We start from the raw sequence: 17,638 nt of genomic DNA on the forward strand, positions 1-17,638 counted from the left end.
CAACAAGTCTTGCGTGGGTAAATGAAAGATCGGATCCGAGTGAGGGGGAACCCTTCCTCGGGTTTTTGTTTTGCTGGAATTATGTCTTAAAATTTTTGTCGCAAGATGTCTGACGACACAAAACTAGGACATAACTGAACGCCCGAGAGCTTGAGAAATCAAGCTTTTTTGTTTTTATGTCCCCACATTTGTGTCATTATTCCCCGCTATTAAACGTTATCTTACAAGTTACGACCCTCTCTACAGTGCCAAGAATTCATGTTAATATGAATTTAATCTCGAAAAGGAGGAGACAACGATGTCAAATGCTGCTACATCGGGAGTGAATGGAATCGATAAAATATTATATGGCGGTTTGCCGAGAGGCTCGTCCATCATTGTGGAAGGTTCGCCCGGAACCGGCAAAACGACATTAGGCGTTCAATTTCTTTATCATGGGGCTGTGGAATGCGGCGAACCGGGCATCTATATTACCTTTGAGGAATTTCCGCAACAGATTTATCAAGATATGAGAGCTTTCGGCTGGGATCTTCGCGAGCTTGAAAAACGGAATCTGTTAAGGGTTGTAAGCATTAAGCCAGACTTGCTTTTAAAGCAAATGAAAACACCAGACGGTCTTTTTGAACAAATGATTCGCGAGATCGACTGTCAGCGAATTGTAGTCGACAGCATCAGCTTGTTTCAATATATGAACAAAAATCCTGAAGAAATTAGAGAAGTTCTATACATATTAAAAAATATTTTCCGCAAACATAATTTAACTGCCTTATTGATCAGTGAACATAGGAAATCTATTGACGATCAAATTTCATTTGAACATTATGTTGTTGACGGTGTCATTCATCTCTCATTAGAAGAACAAATGACGAAATACCGGAAGCGGACGCTGGAAATCACGAAGATGAGAGGACGCAAATTCGTGGAAGGAGAGCACATCTACCGAATAACGGAACGCGGCATTCATTTAATCCCCGCGCTTTCTATTGTGGATGATGCAATTGTTGCCTCTCCAAACCAAATGACAACAGGCATTGATCGCTTAGATAAATTATTGTCCGGGGGTATTCCCAAAGGCTCATCGATCATCTTGGACACAAATAGTAAAGCCAATTACTCCTTCTTGGTCGCCTCTATTGTTTCCGAGCGAATCAAACAGGGAGATCGGGTTCTGGCTATGCCCTCTAGTTTAAATGGAATTGCGGATACCCAACGGCTTTACCGATTATTTGATGTCGATTTAGAACAAATATGCAGACAAAAAGGCATGTATTTTATCGAGCATATGGACCGTGAGATCCCGCCGGGGTTTGAAGAGGCGGTTCTTGATGCGAAAAACCTGTCCAATGAACAATATTTATCTTATTTAAAAGAGAAGGTTCTCCCAGTCATTCAAGAAGGCGTGGAGAACGGGGAAAATTGGTTTCTTTATTATGATTTGAACACCAAATTTTCCGTAAGAGGGGCTGATTTTGTCAGACGGTTTTTTGCGGAAGAAACGGCATGGGCAAGATCCGCGGGCGTAACCGTTTTCGCACTCTGCAACTTTGCTGAGATCACTGGGGAATCAGCTTCATATTTAGAGCGGACATCGAATTGCATTATGCGGACATGGGTAGACGGAAACTACCAATATCTCCAGATCACCAAGTCACCAAGCGGTAAAGTATCCGAACCTTACCTCGTGGAATTAATACCGGAAAAACCTTATATTCAATTGGTTTGAGAGGAGGAGGATGGGACGATGAGCGTAGATAGAATGTCGCTGCAGGTGGAATGCACGTATTTCTTCGAAGAAAATCCTTATGCCATTGAGACTCTTCACAGTCTTTCAACCCGCTTAGGCAGATCGATTGATCATCTTGAGCCTATATTGGATCAATTGGTTGCACTAACGATACTCTCCAAAATCGGAGAAGGTAATGAATCGATTTATCGTTACAATCAACCTATGATAACAAGTGAAAAGCTGGGGGAACAATGGAAAGGAGCATAGAGCTGATTCAGCACGTACAGGATGTTTTCGCTCAACAATACGACCTCACCCTGTTCATTTTGGATCCCTGCGGGCGTTTGTTAACGCTTCCTTCACGAGCCAACGATTGGACCGAATCAGTTAAAGATAATATGTTCCAAATGAACGAATGGATGGGCAAGATAGTAGAATTGAGTGTGCTGGATTCGCATCCCGGACTTAAAGTAATCTTTTCGCCCATTAAAGTGATGGGGAAAATTGCATATTACATCTGGGCAGGCGTGTTCATAGAAACGGGATCACGGCAGCTTCTTTATGAGTACCTGGAAGCCAATGACAAGTCCACTTTCAAATGGAAAAGTTCCCTTCAAGAAGTCCGCGACAGATCGACAGAGGAAAAGCAGCTTCTGATCGAGAAAATAAAAGCATTGTCGGATACGATCAGCATCCTGTTGGAGAACGATCAAAAAGAACAAAAAAATCACTTAGTGATTGGTGGCATTATAGAAGGATCCGGATTGGTCGGCAAAGAGCATGCATTTGCTGAAATCATTCAACAATTTATGAACATCGCTCATGATATCGAATTTGCAGGATTTGCAGAAAGGTCCAAGGAGGATTGCGTCGTTTCCCATATGTTCGGGGGATCGGCATATAGCGCTTTGGTTGGATCAAGATTTTTTATCGGAGAAGGATTTCTCGGTCACGTAATGGCTACGGGGACGTTAGGTTACTGGAATAACATTCTTCACGATCCGAGGAATGTATTCTTTAGGAAAGCAAATTTTCAACCCCTTGCAATTGCTTGTATTCCCTTGCTGAAAGATAACGAGGTTCTTGGGGTACTATTCGGGGGGACATGTTCCGTTCCTGAGATTGAGCCGTTATCGGTTAATATCGGCAAAATTGCCTCCAATATCATTGTCTCCTATCTGACGCAGAGAGAACTCCATGACACCTTGTTTCAACAGAACCAGCAATTATACGCCTTTATGGAAATTTGCAACCTGATTACGCGGGTGCAAGATGTGAGAAAGATCGCATTTATGATGGTGGATATGAGTTTAAACATCATGAATGGGAATTTTGCGGCGGTGACATTGTTCGATTTAGATGCAGCAACCCAAGAAGTTCATCTCGTGTCAAGAGGACTTACAACAGATCAAAGCGAAAAATACGGCAAGCTTCTGTTGCAGGAATACCAAGGGCATCTCAAAGAGAACAATGGAGGAATCGATCGACGCCAGTTTCCTACACGCACGCTGGAATGGGGAACGGCAGTCGAGATCCCGATTTATAACCGCAAGCTGTATGGGGTATTAAGTGTCGCATACGATTCCAGAAAGACAGAATATTCTTCTTTTCTTTCTGCTTTGGTAACGATAGGAGCAATCGCCATACAGCAGTCTATTCAAAAACAGAACGAGATGGGGACATGGGCAGCTTCTTTACACGAAGCCTTAAGCCTATGGGATCACTCGTCTTATGAATTTGCTCAAATGCTGAGGGATAGATCGGCGTTATTTACGGAATTTCTGGAACTGCCGCAACAATCCCGCAAACATATCGAATACGCCTGTCTGCTTTCCCCTTATCGTCCTGACATGATCAGCAGAATCCTTCAAGAGGAAACCGAGCTTTCCCGAATGATACTGGATTATCAACATTTAAACCAGGATGATGAACGGGAGGTTCGGAAAAATGGTCATGACTATAGTCAAGGAGGTCAAATCCTTAAACTGGTTTCCGATTCTTTGAAATACTCTGACAAGGTTCCTCATTGTGATGGAATCGATTCCCGTCTTCAGGAGAAATTTAATTTTTTCATGCTTCGAAGTCAAGTACTTGAACAGCAAGTAACGATAGAAGATAAAGAGTCGTTTGAAATTGAAGGATTGTCCAAGCGGGAACAGGAAGTGCTTGAGTTAATTGTTCAAGGCCTCAATAACAAACAAATCGCCAAGACTTTGTTTATCAGTGAACATACGGTCAAGAATCACATTACGAACATTTTTCAAAAACTTGGAACGAATGATCGCGCCGGATTAATGGCGTACTACTATCAACGAAGAGCAAAAACCGACTGACATTCGATTCGCCTCCTTCTGCCATTCTTGCAGAAGGAGGCATTTTTTGTTTTGGGATAGGAAACTGTTCCTATATTTGCTGACTTACTGAAAGATAGGATGACTCAGGGATTTAGGATGAAGTAAAAAAAGGGGACAATTGGTTTGCAAAAGAAGCGGAGAGGAGGTTGAAAACGATATTTGAGATGTTGGAATTACAGATCACATGTCTTTACTTCTTTCAGGAATACCCGAATCAATGGTTTACTTTGCTGGAACTGTCTAGACGATTAAACGCGAACAAGTATGTACTCGAACCGAATCTAAATCATTTCGTTTCTTTAACCATACTTGAAACAGAGCTCAGGGACGGAGTTCCGACCTACCGCTATTTCCGTCCGAAAGAGGTTATTTTACAGACAAGGATGTGGGTAGGCCATGTGGGAGCGTAAAAGAGTCGATCCAATCAACATCGAATCACTGCTGGATCACGATTTGATCGAGCAGTACTATCAGCCGATTATCGATCTCTCTACAAATGATTTATACAGTCATGAGTCTTTGATGCGTAACAAGCGTCACCTGAATCCGGCGGGTGTTTTTCGTGCGGCGATCGAGAATAACCGGTTGTACGAGATAGATGCGTTGTGCATTTCCAAGAGCATTCGATCCTATTTTGCGTTAGACGGCACTCGGGATGGTCAAACTTTGTTCATTAACATTTTTCCCTCGTCGATTCTGAACCGATTATTTGTTCCGTTCTTGGAAAACCTCATGGATCAAATGCAGATCCTTCCCTCCTGTATTGTGTTTGAATTAAATGAAACGAAAGAGGAAGAGGAAATCTGGGAAACGACTGCTCTTAAGCAAATGGTTTCCATGCTGCGTAAAAAAGGCTTCCGGATCGCGATGGATGATGTGGGAGACGGTACCGCCAATTTAAGAAAGATTGTGGAGTTTGTGCCCGACTTTATTAAAATGTCGAGATATTTTTCCACTCATTTGTCGACAACCGAAAGAAAACAGCGCATTCTCAAACTGTTCGTTGACTATTGCGGGAAAGAGACCCGCATGGTTTTGGAAGGGATTGAAAATCCCGATGATTTGGCCTGTGCAAGAAATCTGGGAATCGCACTGGGTCAAGGATATTTATTGGGTGAACCGGAAGCCTTGCAGATAATCCGATAACCACAGAGCGAGCGGTCCGACGCGAGTTAATTGAATCAGTTAAAGCGAGGTGCTGCATATGTCAGATCACATCAGCGAACAAGAAATCTTGAACCTCATCAAAAGGTTTGATCATGAACATGAAGATGATATAGATGAAACCATAGATGGATATGTCAAGGTGGAACAGGGAAAGATCATGGTCAGAAATCCATCCCATGGGGGCATGATCTCGACGATTCGGGCAATATCTCCATTAAAGCTGTTTGTGGATGGGAAAATGATTTTGAGGGAAACGGAAGTATATTCAGACAGCAAGATCGAGTGGGGGTTTGAAGAAAAGCCTCTGTTTGAGGTGTCAGTATCGGAAGACAAAATTGAGGTTTATTTAACGATATTCAGCAAACAGAGATACGCCTTGTCGTTAGCGGAGATGGCACCCTCGTTGCATGCAACGTTCACAGCCGAAGAGGATTTGAACCGCGTTTTGGAAATGGTGGACTTAAAGGCTATTCTTGCGGCAGTTGAAAAGATGAACATAGCCGTAGACCTGGATATGGAAGCGATTCGGTCCGAAGTCCTGCAGCCTTCCTTTAAACCAATCATGATTGCAAGGGGCAAGGCCCCGATTCAAGGAAGGGATGCCCGGCTGGAACTTTATTTCTCTGAAAATATAGAGAGCGTCTTTACTGAGGTAAGGGGTTTACTCGACTTTAAAAATCATTTGAACATTCCCTCTGTCAAGAGCGGGGATGTCATCGCAAAGAAAATACCGCTCGTGGAAGGGCAACCAGGGTATGATGTTTTTGGCAATGTGCTGCTTCCTGACCCGGGTAAAGATATACGCATTGCAGGGAAAGATCATGTCGAAATCACGCCGGATTCCGTTGTCATCGCGCGGAAAGAGGGAAGACCTCGAATATTAGGTACTAAAATCAAATATTTCGATATTAACACCGCCCATATTGTACCAGGCAACGTGGATTTGCAAACCGGCAATATTGTGTTCGCCGGCGACGTGATCGTATACGGCGATGTTATGGACAACATGATTATCGAATCCCTGGGGAACATTTATGTGGCAGGCAGCGTTTTCAACTCGACGTTAACCGCTACGGGCAGCATTATGGTAAAGGGAAATGTTATTGGAAGCCAAATCTATTCCGGATATTTTGGCATGCTCTACAACAGGCTCTATCACAGTTCAAAACAGCTGATGGACAATCTGGAAAAGATGATGGAAAGCGCAAGATTGTTGTTGCATGAAATCGAAAAGAAAAACATGCGGGTACGTTATGGCCAAGTCCTGTTGTTAATTTCCGAGAGCAAATTCCAGCAGGTCGGGGACGTCGTGAAGGAACTGCTTAAGGTGATTGCAAGCATACGATTACACAATAAAAATGAATTCGAGAAATTGTCCGATTATCTGGAATTCTTCCTTCATCCCACGAAAATGGTTAAAGACATGACTGCCCATCGAATGAAAGATTTTATGCATAAGTTGAAAGAAGCATACATGAGAGTGGCATTAAGTCAGGAGTCCCATGTACAGATTCAAATCAACCATAGCCAGAACTCGACGCTAAAGTCGAATGGAGATATCCTGATTAGAAGAGAAGGCGTTATTCAATGTGATGTCCAATCGTCGAGGAATATCATCTTTTTTTTGGACAACTCCGTCTGCCGCGGCTCCACACTTGAAGCGGGAGATACCATATCCGCTATGTATGTAGGCGGGATGACTGGCGTTGCCAGCAGTCTTAAGGCAGCCAATAAAATCATGGTCAAAAAAATGTTTGAAGGTCGGATCATTGTCGATCAAAAGACAATCGATATCTATGAACCGGTGGAGGAGAAGACGTTTGATTCCAGTATCATTTGATGTTGTCTAATGAGGAATAGAAAATCTGATAAACAGGGTGTTTAGTCGTATGGATACGCTATTTCATGCAAGTGATCTACATCAACTAGTTTTTGATTCTCTCTTCGAACCGGCAGTGATTATTAATAGGGATGGGATCATTAAGTCGGTCAATCCAGCCTGGCGGCAATTTCCGTGGTTTGATGACGAAACATTGGAAAATTACTTGGATCAAAGCTACTTGGAGCTTTATCAGGATCAGGAAAATCTTCTAGCGGGCATTACCCGGGTGCTCCAGGCAACGGAAATGACATATAACCAGAAGGTTATTCACGGTGCATACTCTTTTACTGTGAATATTATGCCGTTAAAGAATCAAGGATCTGAAGTCATAGGTGCACTCATCGTGTATATGAATACGACCGAACAAACTAAACTGGAAGAAATATTTGTAACGGGCGCGAAGCAATTCAGGCTAATTGCCGAGCATTCCAATGACATGATCACGGTGACAGATGCCACAGGCAATGTCGAGTATGTATCTCCCTCGCATGAGGTGATTTTGGGTTATATTGATCAGTCAAACATCTTTGATTCCGTCCATCCAGAGGATGCCGTTCGTTTCAAACGTTTGAGCAATGAGATATTAGAAACAAAGGAGTCCCGCAAATTAGAGCTGCGTAAAAAACACAGGAACGGCAATTGGATTTGGGTGGAGACTGTTTGTTCACCTGTTTTGTCAGATGAGAATAAGGTGCAAAATCTTGTTTTTATCACAAGAGAAATTACCGACAGGAAGCAGCTGCAAAATGAACTAGAGAGGATGGCTTACTATGATTTCTTAACGGGACTGTATAATAGGCGGAGAATGAGAATGGCGATGGATGAGGTACTTGAATCGTCTGCGAAGAATGATGAACAATTTGCAATCCTTATTATGGATTTAGATAAATTCAAGTGGATTAATGACTCGCATGGGCATGATGCTGGAGATCTTGTATTGAAGGAATTCGCTAACCGCCTTTTGAGTTGTAAAGGTGATACGGAAATTGTGGGTCGTTTGGGCGGCGATGAATTTTGCGTTGTGATGAATGCCGTTCATGGGAGGGAATCTATCCATCAATTCATCCATCGTTTTCAACAGGCGCTGATCGAGCCCTATACGTTTCCAAATACGGATGAAAGCATCCTGATTAAATCGAGTGTCGGATATGCGTTATATCCGAGTCATGGTGACTCCGTTAAGAGTCTTTTAAAATATGCGGACAATGCACTTTATAAGGAGAAACGTATGCCTTTTAATGGAAAGGCAACAAAACGATTGAGGAAAAAAGTTAATCTGTGAGGACATTTTTCCGGTTGTGGAGGGACAAAATGCATTTTAGTAGACGGGAAGAAGCATTTCGTTATGAATTTCGCGAACCATTAAAGGGCGAGTTTCAAATTACGAAAATGAATGGGAAGATGATAGAAAGTCATTTTGGCGACATGGAGATTATTGACGTAAGCCTGCATGGTGCCAAAATATTTACCGATTACGACTTTCACATTAGCGGCAATGAAATTGAGCTGACATTGCATTTTCGAATTATGTCGATTGAATTTTCTATTCATGGGATTCTTACTCATCAAGAGCCGCATGCGGGAGGTTTTGTTTGCGGTATTCATTTGAGTACGGATGATGCAATACGTCAACAGCTGATAGATGAACTTAAGGCGTATGCTTGGAAGTTGGTGCGGGATAAGGTTTAAAAAAATGAATCTTTGATTTACTGTGCCTTCCTCACAGCCCGTCCGCTAAAGGCCGGAACGCCCTTTTTCGCTGCGGCATATAATGCTGTAGAACGACAGGAGGTGGCGGCCGTGATTCCGGAATTGATTTGGATTGTCGGTTTTTATATGACGGCCGCGGCAATGGCGCATCGATTGTTGAGGCAAAGCGCGGACGAGCGTCAACGTCATTATGTGCTGGTCGCGGGAAATCACCAGATGCAGATTGAATGGTACATTCGTTCGTTGCAAAGGTTTTCACGGTATACGGGGATGGATATCGGAATCACGGTCGTACTGGAAGACTCGTGTGACGAGACGGGGAAAATCACGGAGATTTTTGCCCGGGGATACGATAAGATCCGTCTGCTTCGTGCGGGCGAGCCGGCCGTCGCGGAGGTGGCCGCAGCGGAAGATGAGCAGGATGCGGCGGTGATGGAGACGGATCGGGACATAGCGATGTCTCGTGAGCGCATGCTCCGGCAAATGGCGGATCAAGGGATTGTGGCGTCGCCTCTGCAAATTGTGTGGGTGGAGCTGTCCAACCGCGAAGATCTGGCGAGGCTGCCGCTGGGTTGCCGCTATGGTGGAAATCGCATACAATAAGGACAGCATAAAAATGCATAGAGCGGGTGAAGCACACTCGCCATCGTCTGAACGGACGGTTGGTGGGTGTGCTTTTATTTTTGGCGGTGTTGGGAGGCGAATGGATGAAGGTGCTGGTGTATGCGGTAGAAACGAAAGATAGTAGACGTGCTTGGTGGTCGGTTGCTCCTGAAGTGGATAAGCGATATTGGAAGAATGTCGCTTTTCGAGAAGGTGTCGTTGCTGGTTGGGGGGAGCAGGCGGCGGCTAAGCCGGCGCGACCTGAAGGGGTGGTCGCGCTGAAGGAGCGGCTGCCGCTTGGGATCGCGGAGTCCGCTTGTTCCCGGTTGGCTGAACTGTGGAAGAGCGGCAGTTATAGTTCGTCAATGGGGGATGACATGCGGGCTGCGATTCGAGCGGCGTGGGAGGAAGCTGGAGAGGCAGAAAGGAGCGGAGCGGAATCGGAGGTAGAGTTGTGGGACCATGAGAGTGTGTCGGAGGCAGGGTTTGAGCAAGGTCGCGCATTGGCGGTTCAAGCACGGGAACTGGCAGAGCGGCTGCGCGGGAAATCTTTGTTGCAAGCCGAATTGACGGCGATGCTCGGCGATGGGCGAGGGTTCGCCGGTGAAATTATGCAAGTAATGCAGCTGGCGGCGTTGCTCGGTGCGGTGCAGATGTATCCGGCGGTGACGCCAGCGGGCTCAAAGCCGGTCCGCTTCAGGCTTCGCCATGGAGAAGGTAAGCCGGCAGCTTTGCGATGCGGTCGCTGTGGAAGCGGCGAGGAACGATTGCGGCGCACGCACTGTGCGTCTTGCGGGCGTTGGTGCGCATACTGCGAGGCTTGCTTGACCATGGGGCGATGCCGGGAATGCGCGCTGCTGATTGTGGGGCTGCCGGCGCCGGACCGGCCCTTAAATCGTGAAGGTGAGCTTCCCGCTGACAGGCTGGCTGACCGATGGAAGCTTAGTCCTGCGCAAAGCACGGCGGCTGCAGCGGCGCTTGCGTTTATGTATCGGGAGCCACGGAAACGAAGTCTGTCTCCATTTTGGAAACTTTCGTCGTCTTCGGATTCGCGGGCATTCCTGATATGGGCCGTAACAGGAGCGGGCAAAACCGAGATGATCTTTCCCTTGCTGGATGCTGTTCTTGCGGCCGGCGGCAAGGCTGCCATCGGTACACCGCGAAGGGATGTCGTGCTCGAGCTGGCTCCCCGGTTGGCCAAAGCCTTCCCGCAGTTCCGCCATACCGTCTTGTACGGGGGAAGTGAGGACCGTTTTGATGCAGGGGATTTGACGGTGGCCACCACACACCAACTGATCCGGTTCCGGCAAGCGTTCGATTTGATCGTCATTGACGAGCTGGACGCGTTCCCGTATCACAACGATCCGATGCTGCATTTTGCCGCAGCCAACTCGCGCAAGCGGGACGGCACCACGGTGTTGCTTAGCGCTACACCTCCGTCCGAGTTGCAGAAGCAAGCCAGACGCGGGAAGCTCGCCCATGCCAGAGTTCCTGTCCGGTTTCATCGCCGCCCGCTTCCGGTTCCGAAACGGCTAACCGTGCCGCCTATTATGCGATGGCTGCAACGGCGGAGAATTCCTTCCCGCTTGTTTAAAGAGATCAAAGAATCCGTCCGGCGCGGAGCCCAACTATTTCTGTTCGTTCCATACATACGCGAAATTGAACCGTTGGTCCAGTGCCTGCGACGGTGCGCCGTCGGTTTCGATCTGGAGCGGGACACGATAGAGGGCACTTCCTCTCAGGATCCGGATCGAGGCGGTAAAGTGACTGCTTTTCGCGATCGCAGAATTCGCATCCTTGTCACCACGACGATTCTGGAGAGGGGAGTCACGATCGCCAAGAGCGATGTATTCGTGCTGGACGCCGACAAACCGCTATTTGACGCTTCTTCACTCGTTCAGATGGCAGGCCGGGCCGGCCGTTCGGCGGACGATCCCGAGGGACTGGTATTCTTCGCGGCGTCAGCTTGGACCGCTACACAAAAGCAAGCGGCAAGGCAAATCAAAGAGATGAATGCTTATGCACGAAGGAATGGTTATTTATCGAGCGAGTAGAGGAGGCGATCTCCATGCGGTTTTCTTTGAGCCGGTGGCTGCGGCCCGAAATGAGTGAATGCACAGTTTGTGGACGAATGGCCGATGCCCGCTCGAATGCTGTCCCGGTACCCGTGCGTCATCCCGCAGCCCGTGAAATTTTACAGCAATTATGCATGGGCTGCCGCAGCAGCATTCCGTGGATCGGAGCACCGGTGTGCCGATATTGCGGACGTCCCGAGTTTTGTCCGGACTGTCCGCGCAGACAGGACAAGCAAATGGCATTTTGCAGGTGTGCGGTGCGTTACGACGATCGGATGAGAGACATGCTGGCCTTGTATAAGTACCGGGGAAGTGAGCGCCTTGAACCTGTTCTTGCCGCCATGCTGGCCGCGGCTTTCGAACGGGTGTGCTCGGAGTTGGGCGGACGGGACGCCGCTCACATTTTTCAAGCTGTAACCGCTGTTCCGTTGGCAGAAGAAAGACTCGACGATCGTGGATTCAATCAGGCGGAAAGAATGGCCGTTTCCCTATCGCAATGGTATGGCGTCGCTTATTTGCCTCTGCTTCAAAGGGTTCGGCATACCGAGAAGCAAAGCCTGAAAACACGTCGCAGCCGTATTGTCGATATGAAAGGAAACTTTGTTGCGGACCGGGATGTGATGGGTCGTATCCCTTTTGCAGGCGTGTCACGGTTTCGAATTCTGCTGATCGACGACATTTATACGACAGGCAGTACCGTGAACGAATGTGCTCGTGCCTTGAAGGATGCGCTAGCGGAAGCCGGGGTCGCGTCCGAACCGGAAGTTTATGGCGCTCTATGGGCCAGATCCTAGAACGGAAAAAATTAGGAGAAAACGATGATTTTTTCTGTGGATTTTAGTATAATAGCCCTAAAACATACTGAAACGTGTCGTTATATAGAGGAGGATCCTCATGAATTTGGCCAACTGCCCTCGCTGCGGGAAACTGTTTTCTCGCCAAGCCCGCAACGTTTGCCCGAATTGCATCGCTACCATGGAGAAGGAATACGAAACGTGCGTCGCTTATCTGAAAGAGAATAAGCACCATTGCACGATGCATGACCTTTCGGAAGCGACCGGCGTGAGTGTCCGTCAAATTAAGGAATTCATCCGTGAAGGACGCATTTCCATGGATGGTGCTCCCAATATGAGCTATCCTTGCGACAGCTGCGAGCAGCCGATTCGTGAAGGCCATTTATGCGAAAATTGCAAAGCGGACCTTCAGAAGCAGATGAAGCTTGCGGAATCCCTGTCGAAAGGATCGCCGCAGCAACAAGCCAACGCGGCAGGCGGAGCCTACCAAATTGGCAATCGTTTCAAAGAGCGTTAAAGATCGTTAATAAAGATTGTCTAAACATATAACACGAATTGACCGATAATAGAGATATCTATCATCGGTCTTTATATTTGTTGAGGTGACCCATCGTGAAAATAAACGATATCAATCGACTGGGCGCGGTAAACCCATATCAGTCGGCCAAGAACCAGCGGACGGAGTCAAACGCGCGCAGAAGTCAGAAGGACGAGCTGCATATCTCCTCCGAGGCTATGGAAATGCTGTCCCAAGCCCAGGTCAACAGCCCGGAAAGAGCGAAAAAAATCGAGCAGCTGAAGGAAGCGGTGTCGACGGGAACTTATCAGGTAGATGCCGGCAAAGTCGCGGAGAAGATGCTTCCGTTCCTCCTTCCCTAACGGCAGTTTGAGATAGAAGGTGAAAGTGTGACAGTTCAAGCGTTAATAGGCTCCGTGGAATCTTTATTGCAGCAGCATGAAGAGCTGCTTGTTCTCGAGGAGAAGAAGCAGCTTGCGATTATGAAAGACGACACGAACCTGCTGATTGAATTGACGAACAAAGAATCCCGCCTCGTGAAACAAATCTCGGAGACCGAGAAACGGCGTGTTCAGTCGGCACGAGCGCTATTGGATCAACTGGGGATCATGAGTGATCCTAATCCTCAAGTTTCGGATATTGTCTCTTACTTAACGAGTGCAAACGACAAACTGAAGCTTACCGAATTGACTGATCGTCTCGTCTCAATACTCGGACAACTCAAACAGCTCAACGAACTCAACCTTCGGCTCGCGGAACAAGCGCTGGAATTCAATCATTTCTCCATCGAGCTGCTGACGGGATCATTTGAGCAAGATTTTACTTATAGTAAACCTGACGCTTCAAGCGGCAAGTCGAAGGCTAATTTATTCGATTCCAAAGCGTAGACAAAGGGGTATTTTCATGCGATCAACCTTCATGGGCTTGGAAACGGCCAAACGCAGCCTGTTCACCCAACAGGCTGCTCTTCAAACGACAGGGCATAACGTGGCGAATGCCAACACGGCCGGTTATTCCCGACAGACGGTGAACATGAATGCTACACGCCCTATGGAGGCTCCTGGGATGATGCGTTCCGGGATACCTGGACAGCTTGGCACTGGCGTGGAATTCAGCTCGATTACTCGAATCCGCGAGTCGTTTTTGGACAGCCAGTTTCGGAATGAAGCCCAAGGACAAGGTGCCTGGTCCGTTCGTGCCGATACGTTGGAGAAGTTGGAGACGATTGTAAACGAGCCTTCCGATTCCGGCTTGCGCTCGGTGTTGGATAAGTTTTGGAACGCATGGCACGATCTAAGTGAGAATCCTGAAGACCTCACGGCCAGAAAGCTGGTTCGGGAGTCGGCGATATCGCTGACAGACGCCTTTAACCAAACCAGCACACAGTTGGAAAATCTAAAATCGGATTTATCGGAAAACATCGGAATTAAAGTAGCTCAAATGAATACGAGTATCCAAAGCATAGCCAATTTAACGGATCAAATCCGCCGGATTGAGTCATTGGGAGACAATGCAAACGATTTGCGCGACCAAAGGGACTTGCTGGTGGACGAGTTGTCCAAGGTGGCCAACATCAGTGTTCAAGAGACACCTGCGGGCTATCAAGTCTCCATGGGCGCGCAAGTATTGGTGGCCAATGGTACTCCCACCCTCATGACCGAGGAAGGGATTCAAGCCAGTTTTGGCGGCGACCTGACCGGCGGCGAGTTGTTTGGAATGATTGTTTCGCGAGATCAATACGTATCGGATTATCAACAACAGCTGGACACGCTCATCAAGGGTATAGTAGAAGGCGAGGTCAAGGTAACAATCCCTGCCGGAGCGGTTCTTCCCGAAGGTACGGTTCTTGACGGGGTGACCTATTCAGATTCGGCCAGAACTTTAAAATCAGCAGTGACAGTTACCGTTAATGGTTTGAACGGTTTGCATCAGTTGGGCTATACCTCCAAAGATCCGTTGGCCGCTGCCGGAAAGTTTTTCGTATCCAAAGACGGGAGTCCTCTAACTGCCAGTAACATCCGCGTCAGCCCGGATATTATGGCTGATGCTGCCAATATCGCCTCTTCCATGCGAACGACCATGGTTGGCTCAACGGAATCTGTGGTGAAAGGCAACAAGGATTTGGCCATGCTGATCGCCCAATTTAATGATACGAAAATTAATTTTAATTCGGTGAGCTCCACCGCCACTGCCGTTCCTGGTAATCTAAACGACTATTTCCGGTCCATGGTCGGACAGCTTGGCGTTCAAACTCAAGAAGCCCACAGGCAGGCGGAGAACGCCAAAACGGTAGTAGAGCAGGTGGACGGACGGCGTCAATCCGTCAGCGGTGTTTCACTCGATGAAGAGATGGCGAACATGATCAAATTTCAGCATGCTTATAATGCCGCAGCTAGGTTTATGACCACGATCGACCAAGTGCTGGACAGAATCATCAATAGCACGGGTGTAGTCGGCAGATAAATTTGATTGAGGAAGGGGAGCGTTTTATGGTTGGCCGCGTTACTCAAGGCACGTTAACATCTCAGCTTCTACGGAACATCAACACGAATCTAAGCAGATCATCAGAATTGCAAGAGAAACTGTCGACGGGACGCAATCTCAATCGCCCTTCCGACGATCCCGTAGGGATTACTTATGCTCTTCGTTACCGCAGTGAATTGTCGATCAACGAGCGTTTTCAATCGAATGTGGATTCTGCGACTTCCTTTCTCGAATTCAACGATACGCTGATGTCCCAGATCAGCGATGTTTTGAAACGCGCCAAGGAACTCGCAGTACAGGGTTCAACCGGAACCAATCCCGACGTCGCGCTCGAAAACATTTCAAAAGAGATGCAGCAGTTGAAACAACAGCTGGTGGATATCTCGAACAGCCAGCTGAAAGGGAAATATGTGTTTAACGGTCAATTCACAGATAAGCCGCCTTTCGATCCGACCAATCCGATAGCTTCCATCACCGACAATGGTAATCTGGATTACATTATCAACTCAGGCATTACCATGACCGTTAATTTAAGCGGTAACGAGGTGTTCGGCTATCCGCCTCCAGGTATACCTGCACCCAAAAACGAGAGTGACAATGCATTCGTCGTTCTTGATAACTTAATTGCCAATTTACAAGCGCCTAACTATGCAGGTGTACGTGCACAAATTCCATTGCTTGAGTCCAGATTGGATAAAGTGTTGACTCAGCAGGCGGAAGTTGGAGCTAGAACGAACCGGCTGCAGTTAGTCGAGGGCCGATTGAAGGATTTAAGCATTAACTTGGAATCTCTGCAATCCAAGACCGAAGATGCGGATTTTGAACAATTGATCATCCAATCCAAAGTGAACGAAAGTGTTTATCAAGCATCACTAGCTGTGGGTTCCAAAATTATCGCGCCGACACTGGTTGATTTCCTGAGATAACAGGCGTGAGGTGAATCGGCTATGATTTCTCAAATATCCATCCATTCGCAAAGAGGAATGATCGGCATTGAGTCACAGCCGGGACGTTACGAGATCACAAGTAAGCCGGCAGAAATTCGTGCCGAAACCCACCCGCCGGTCATGACCGCGGATAACGGACCTGGTGAACTCGTCATCGATCAGAGCCGAACATGGGACGCATTGAACGGCGGAAAGCCGGAGGCATTCAACCAACGGTATTATTCGCAATTTAAAAACATTGGGTACCAGAATATCGAGAATATTGTCGAAAAAGGTAATCGAATGGGCGATCTGAGAGTGAAGGGGAATCCAATTGCGCAAATTGCCCTTGAGGAATACGTCAAAGGTCCACCCGCTTTGCAAATATTCGGTTTCGCTTCACCCGACAATGTCGACATCAGCTTTATTCCAAGAAAATTAAACTTGCAGGTCGAGCCGGGAAGCATTCGTGTGGATATCCAGACCCATTCTCCGGACATCCAATTTCAGAGAGGCGCAGTGAAGGTTTACATGGCGCAGTATCCCAGCGTGACCATTACGCCCCCTACCATTGATATCATGACGTGAGTTTTAATAGCTATAGGCGAGTATGTGCGCTCTATAGCTATTAATATTTACACCTGCTGGAGGAGATCTCATGAAGTTCAATACCGTACGATTCGGTGAAATAGAAGTTCTAGACGAACAAATTTTCCATTTCAACAAAGGCATTCCCGGATACGAACAACTGCAATTGTACACGCTTATAACGGTTGATGAACATGCGCCATTTGCTTATCTGCAGTCGGTTGAAGATGGAAATTTGGCCTTTATCGTCATCGATCCTTTTGAATTTTTTTCGGATTACGAATTTGAACTGCCGGAAGCTGCGAAGGAAGAATTGAAACTTGAGTCTCCGGAGCATGCCGCCGTGCGCACAATTGTAGCCATTAAAGATAAATTGGAACAAGCGACGACAAATCTGGTTGCGCCAATCGTGATCAATCGTTCCAATCGAAGAGGAAAACAAGTTGTACTGGCTAAATCAAGCTATACCACCAGGTGCCGGTTGTTTGCGGATGATACGGTGAAATAGAAAGGAAGGATCGAAATTGCTGGTACTTTCTCGAAAAATAGGCGAAGCCGTTGTCATCCAGGGCCAAATAGAGATCACCATTCTTGCAGTCGACGGCGAAACCGTAAAGGTAGGCATTAGTGCGCCGCGGGATATTGAAGTCTTGCGGAAAGAGCTGATCGATTCCGTTACCGCGACCAATCAGGAAGCAGCGAACCCGGAAATCGAGTTGATTCATAAATTGATCGAAAAAACAAAGAGTTAAGGAAAATTGTTCTCACATTTTTGATCATTAAGCCGATATAGTAATTGAGCAGGTCTCGTA

Annotated in this window: 18 protein-coding genes; all 18 read left to right on the forward strand. The window is 47.1% G+C overall.

What is annotated here, in order from left to right; translation table 11 throughout:
- The first annotated feature begins 298 nt into the window (after positions 1-298).
- Positions 299-1,723, forward strand: a complete 1,425-nt coding sequence (locus E5161_RS12105; RefSeq protein WP_136778069.1) for a DUF7125 family protein — start codon at positions 299-301, stop codon at positions 1,721-1,723.
- A gap of 18 nt (positions 1,724-1,741) precedes the next feature.
- Positions 1,742-1,993, forward strand: a complete 252-nt coding sequence (locus E5161_RS12110) for a hypothetical protein (protein WP_136778070.1) — start codon at positions 1,742-1,744, stop codon at positions 1,991-1,993.
- On the forward strand, positions 1,978-4,059 hold the full coding sequence (locus E5161_RS21145) for a LuxR C-terminal-related transcriptional regulator (RefSeq protein ID WP_246042198.1): 2,082 nt from the start codon (positions 1,978-1,980) through the stop codon (positions 4,057-4,059). Before E5161_RS12110 ends, E5161_RS21145 begins: the two co-directional genes overlap by 16 nt.
- 417 nt (positions 4,060-4,476) lie before the next feature.
- Positions 4,477-5,226 carry an EAL domain-containing protein gene (locus E5161_RS12120; protein ID WP_136778071.1) on the forward strand — a complete coding sequence of 250 codons (750 nt, stop codon included), beginning with the start codon at positions 4,477-4,479 and terminating at the stop codon, positions 5,224-5,226.
- 58 nt (positions 5,227-5,284) lie between these two features.
- Complete coding sequence (locus E5161_RS12125) at positions 5,285-7,087, forward strand: flagellar assembly protein A (protein ID WP_136778072.1); 1,803 nt, start codon at positions 5,285-5,287, stop codon at positions 7,085-7,087.
- A gap of 49 nt (positions 7,088-7,136) precedes the next feature.
- Positions 7,137-8,411, forward strand: coding sequence for a diguanylate cyclase domain-containing protein (locus E5161_RS12130; protein WP_136778073.1), 1,275 nt, complete (start codon positions 7,137-7,139; stop codon positions 8,409-8,411).
- 29 nt (positions 8,412-8,440) lie between these two features.
- Entirely contained in the window at positions 8,441-8,818 is a 378-nt protein-coding gene (locus E5161_RS12135; RefSeq protein ID WP_136778074.1) for a PilZ domain-containing protein, read from the forward strand.
- Between the two features lie 111 nt (positions 8,819-8,929).
- Complete coding sequence (locus tag E5161_RS12140; RefSeq protein WP_136778075.1) at positions 8,930-9,442, forward strand: hypothetical protein; 513 nt, start codon at positions 8,930-8,932, stop codon at positions 9,440-9,442.
- A 104-nt stretch (positions 9,443-9,546) separates the two neighbouring features.
- Positions 9,547-11,496 carry an ATP-dependent helicase ComFA gene (locus E5161_RS12145; protein WP_136778076.1) on the forward strand — a complete coding sequence of 650 codons (1,950 nt, stop codon included), beginning with the start codon at positions 9,547-9,549 and terminating at the stop codon, positions 11,494-11,496.
- A gap of 14 nt (positions 11,497-11,510) precedes the next feature.
- Positions 11,511-12,311: a ComFC family protein gene (locus E5161_RS12150; protein ID WP_136778077.1), complete on the forward strand. Its 801-nt coding sequence runs from the start codon at positions 11,511-11,513 to the stop codon at positions 12,309-12,311.
- Between the two features lie 100 nt (positions 12,312-12,411).
- On the forward strand, positions 12,412-12,828 hold the full coding sequence (locus tag E5161_RS12155) for a TIGR03826 family flagellar region protein (RefSeq protein ID WP_136778078.1): 417 nt from the start codon (positions 12,412-12,414) through the stop codon (positions 12,826-12,828).
- A 95-nt stretch (positions 12,829-12,923) separates the two neighbouring features.
- The gene (flgM, locus tag E5161_RS12160) at positions 12,924-13,190 is read left to right on the forward strand and encodes a flagellar biosynthesis anti-sigma factor FlgM (RefSeq protein ID WP_136778079.1); all 267 of its coding nucleotides are present in this window, start codon (positions 12,924-12,926) and stop codon (positions 13,188-13,190) included.
- Positions 13,191-13,217: 27 nt separating this feature from the next.
- On the forward strand, positions 13,218-13,715 hold the full coding sequence (locus E5161_RS12165) for a flagellar protein FlgN (RefSeq protein ID WP_169306678.1): 498 nt from the start codon (positions 13,218-13,220) through the stop codon (positions 13,713-13,715).
- Between the two features lie 16 nt (positions 13,716-13,731).
- Positions 13,732-15,291, forward strand: a complete 1,560-nt coding sequence (gene flgK, locus E5161_RS12170; protein WP_136778081.1) for a flagellar hook-associated protein FlgK — start codon at positions 13,732-13,734, stop codon at positions 15,289-15,291.
- Positions 15,292-15,317: 26 nt separating this feature from the next.
- Positions 15,318-16,238, forward strand: coding sequence for a flagellar hook-associated protein FlgL (flgL, locus tag E5161_RS12175; protein ID WP_136778082.1), 921 nt, complete (start codon positions 15,318-15,320; stop codon positions 16,236-16,238).
- Between the two features lie 21 nt (positions 16,239-16,259).
- On the forward strand, positions 16,260-16,826 hold the full coding sequence (locus tag E5161_RS12180) for a DUF6470 family protein (protein WP_136778083.1): 567 nt from the start codon (positions 16,260-16,262) through the stop codon (positions 16,824-16,826).
- Between the two features lie 70 nt (positions 16,827-16,896).
- Positions 16,897-17,334 (forward strand): flagellar assembly protein FliW, encoded by a 438-nt coding sequence (gene fliW / locus E5161_RS12185; RefSeq protein ID WP_136778084.1) that lies wholly within the window; start codon positions 16,897-16,899, stop codon positions 17,332-17,334.
- 16 nt (positions 17,335-17,350) lie between these two features.
- On the forward strand, positions 17,351-17,578 hold the full coding sequence (csrA, locus tag E5161_RS12190) for a carbon storage regulator CsrA (protein WP_136778085.1): 228 nt from the start codon (positions 17,351-17,353) through the stop codon (positions 17,576-17,578).
- Positions 17,579-17,638: the final 60 nt, after the last annotated feature.

The sequence above is a fragment of the Cohnella pontilimi genome (assembly GCF_005049045.1).
GTDB classification, from domain to species: Bacteria; Bacillota; Bacilli; order Paenibacillales; family Paenibacillaceae; genus Cohnella; species Cohnella pontilimi.

Coding starts and splice junctions, on each gene's coding strand:
- E5161_RS12150 (WP_136778077.1), top strand. CDS start 11,511: ATGCGGTTTTCTTTGAGCCGGTGGCTGCGGCCCGAAATGAGTGAATGC.
- flgK (WP_136778081.1), top strand. CDS start 13,732: ATGCGATCAACCTTCATGGGCTTGGAAACGGCCAAACGCAGCCTGTTC.
- E5161_RS12145 (WP_136778076.1), top strand. CDS start 9,547: ATGAAGGTGCTGGTGTATGCGGTAGAAACGAAAGATAGTAGACGTGCT.
- flgL (WP_136778082.1), top strand. CDS start 15,318: ATGGTTGGCCGCGTTACTCAAGGCACGTTAACATCTCAGCTTCTACGG.
- E5161_RS12125 (WP_136778072.1), top strand. CDS start 5,285: ATGTCAGATCACATCAGCGAACAAGAAATCTTGAACCTCATCAAAAGG.
- E5161_RS12120 (WP_136778071.1), top strand. CDS start 4,477: ATGTGGGAGCGTAAAAGAGTCGATCCAATCAACATCGAATCACTGCTG.
- E5161_RS12135 (WP_136778074.1), top strand. CDS start 8,441: ATGCATTTTAGTAGACGGGAAGAAGCATTTCGTTATGAATTTCGCGAA.
- E5161_RS12180 (WP_136778083.1), top strand. CDS start 16,260: ATGATTTCTCAAATATCCATCCATTCGCAAAGAGGAATGATCGGCATT.
- fliW (WP_136778084.1), top strand. CDS start 16,897: ATGAAGTTCAATACCGTACGATTCGGTGAAATAGAAGTTCTAGACGAA.
- E5161_RS12110 (WP_136778070.1), top strand. CDS start 1,742: ATGAGCGTAGATAGAATGTCGCTGCAGGTGGAATGCACGTATTTCTTC.
- E5161_RS12130 (WP_136778073.1), top strand. CDS start 7,137: ATGGATACGCTATTTCATGCAAGTGATCTACATCAACTAGTTTTTGAT.
- E5161_RS12105 (WP_136778069.1), top strand. CDS start 299: ATGTCAAATGCTGCTACATCGGGAGTGAATGGAATCGATAAAATATTA.
- E5161_RS12155 (WP_136778078.1), top strand. CDS start 12,412: ATGAATTTGGCCAACTGCCCTCGCTGCGGGAAACTGTTTTCTCGCCAA.
- E5161_RS21145 (WP_246042198.1), top strand. CDS start 1,978: ATGGAAAGGAGCATAGAGCTGATTCAGCACGTACAGGATGTTTTCGCT.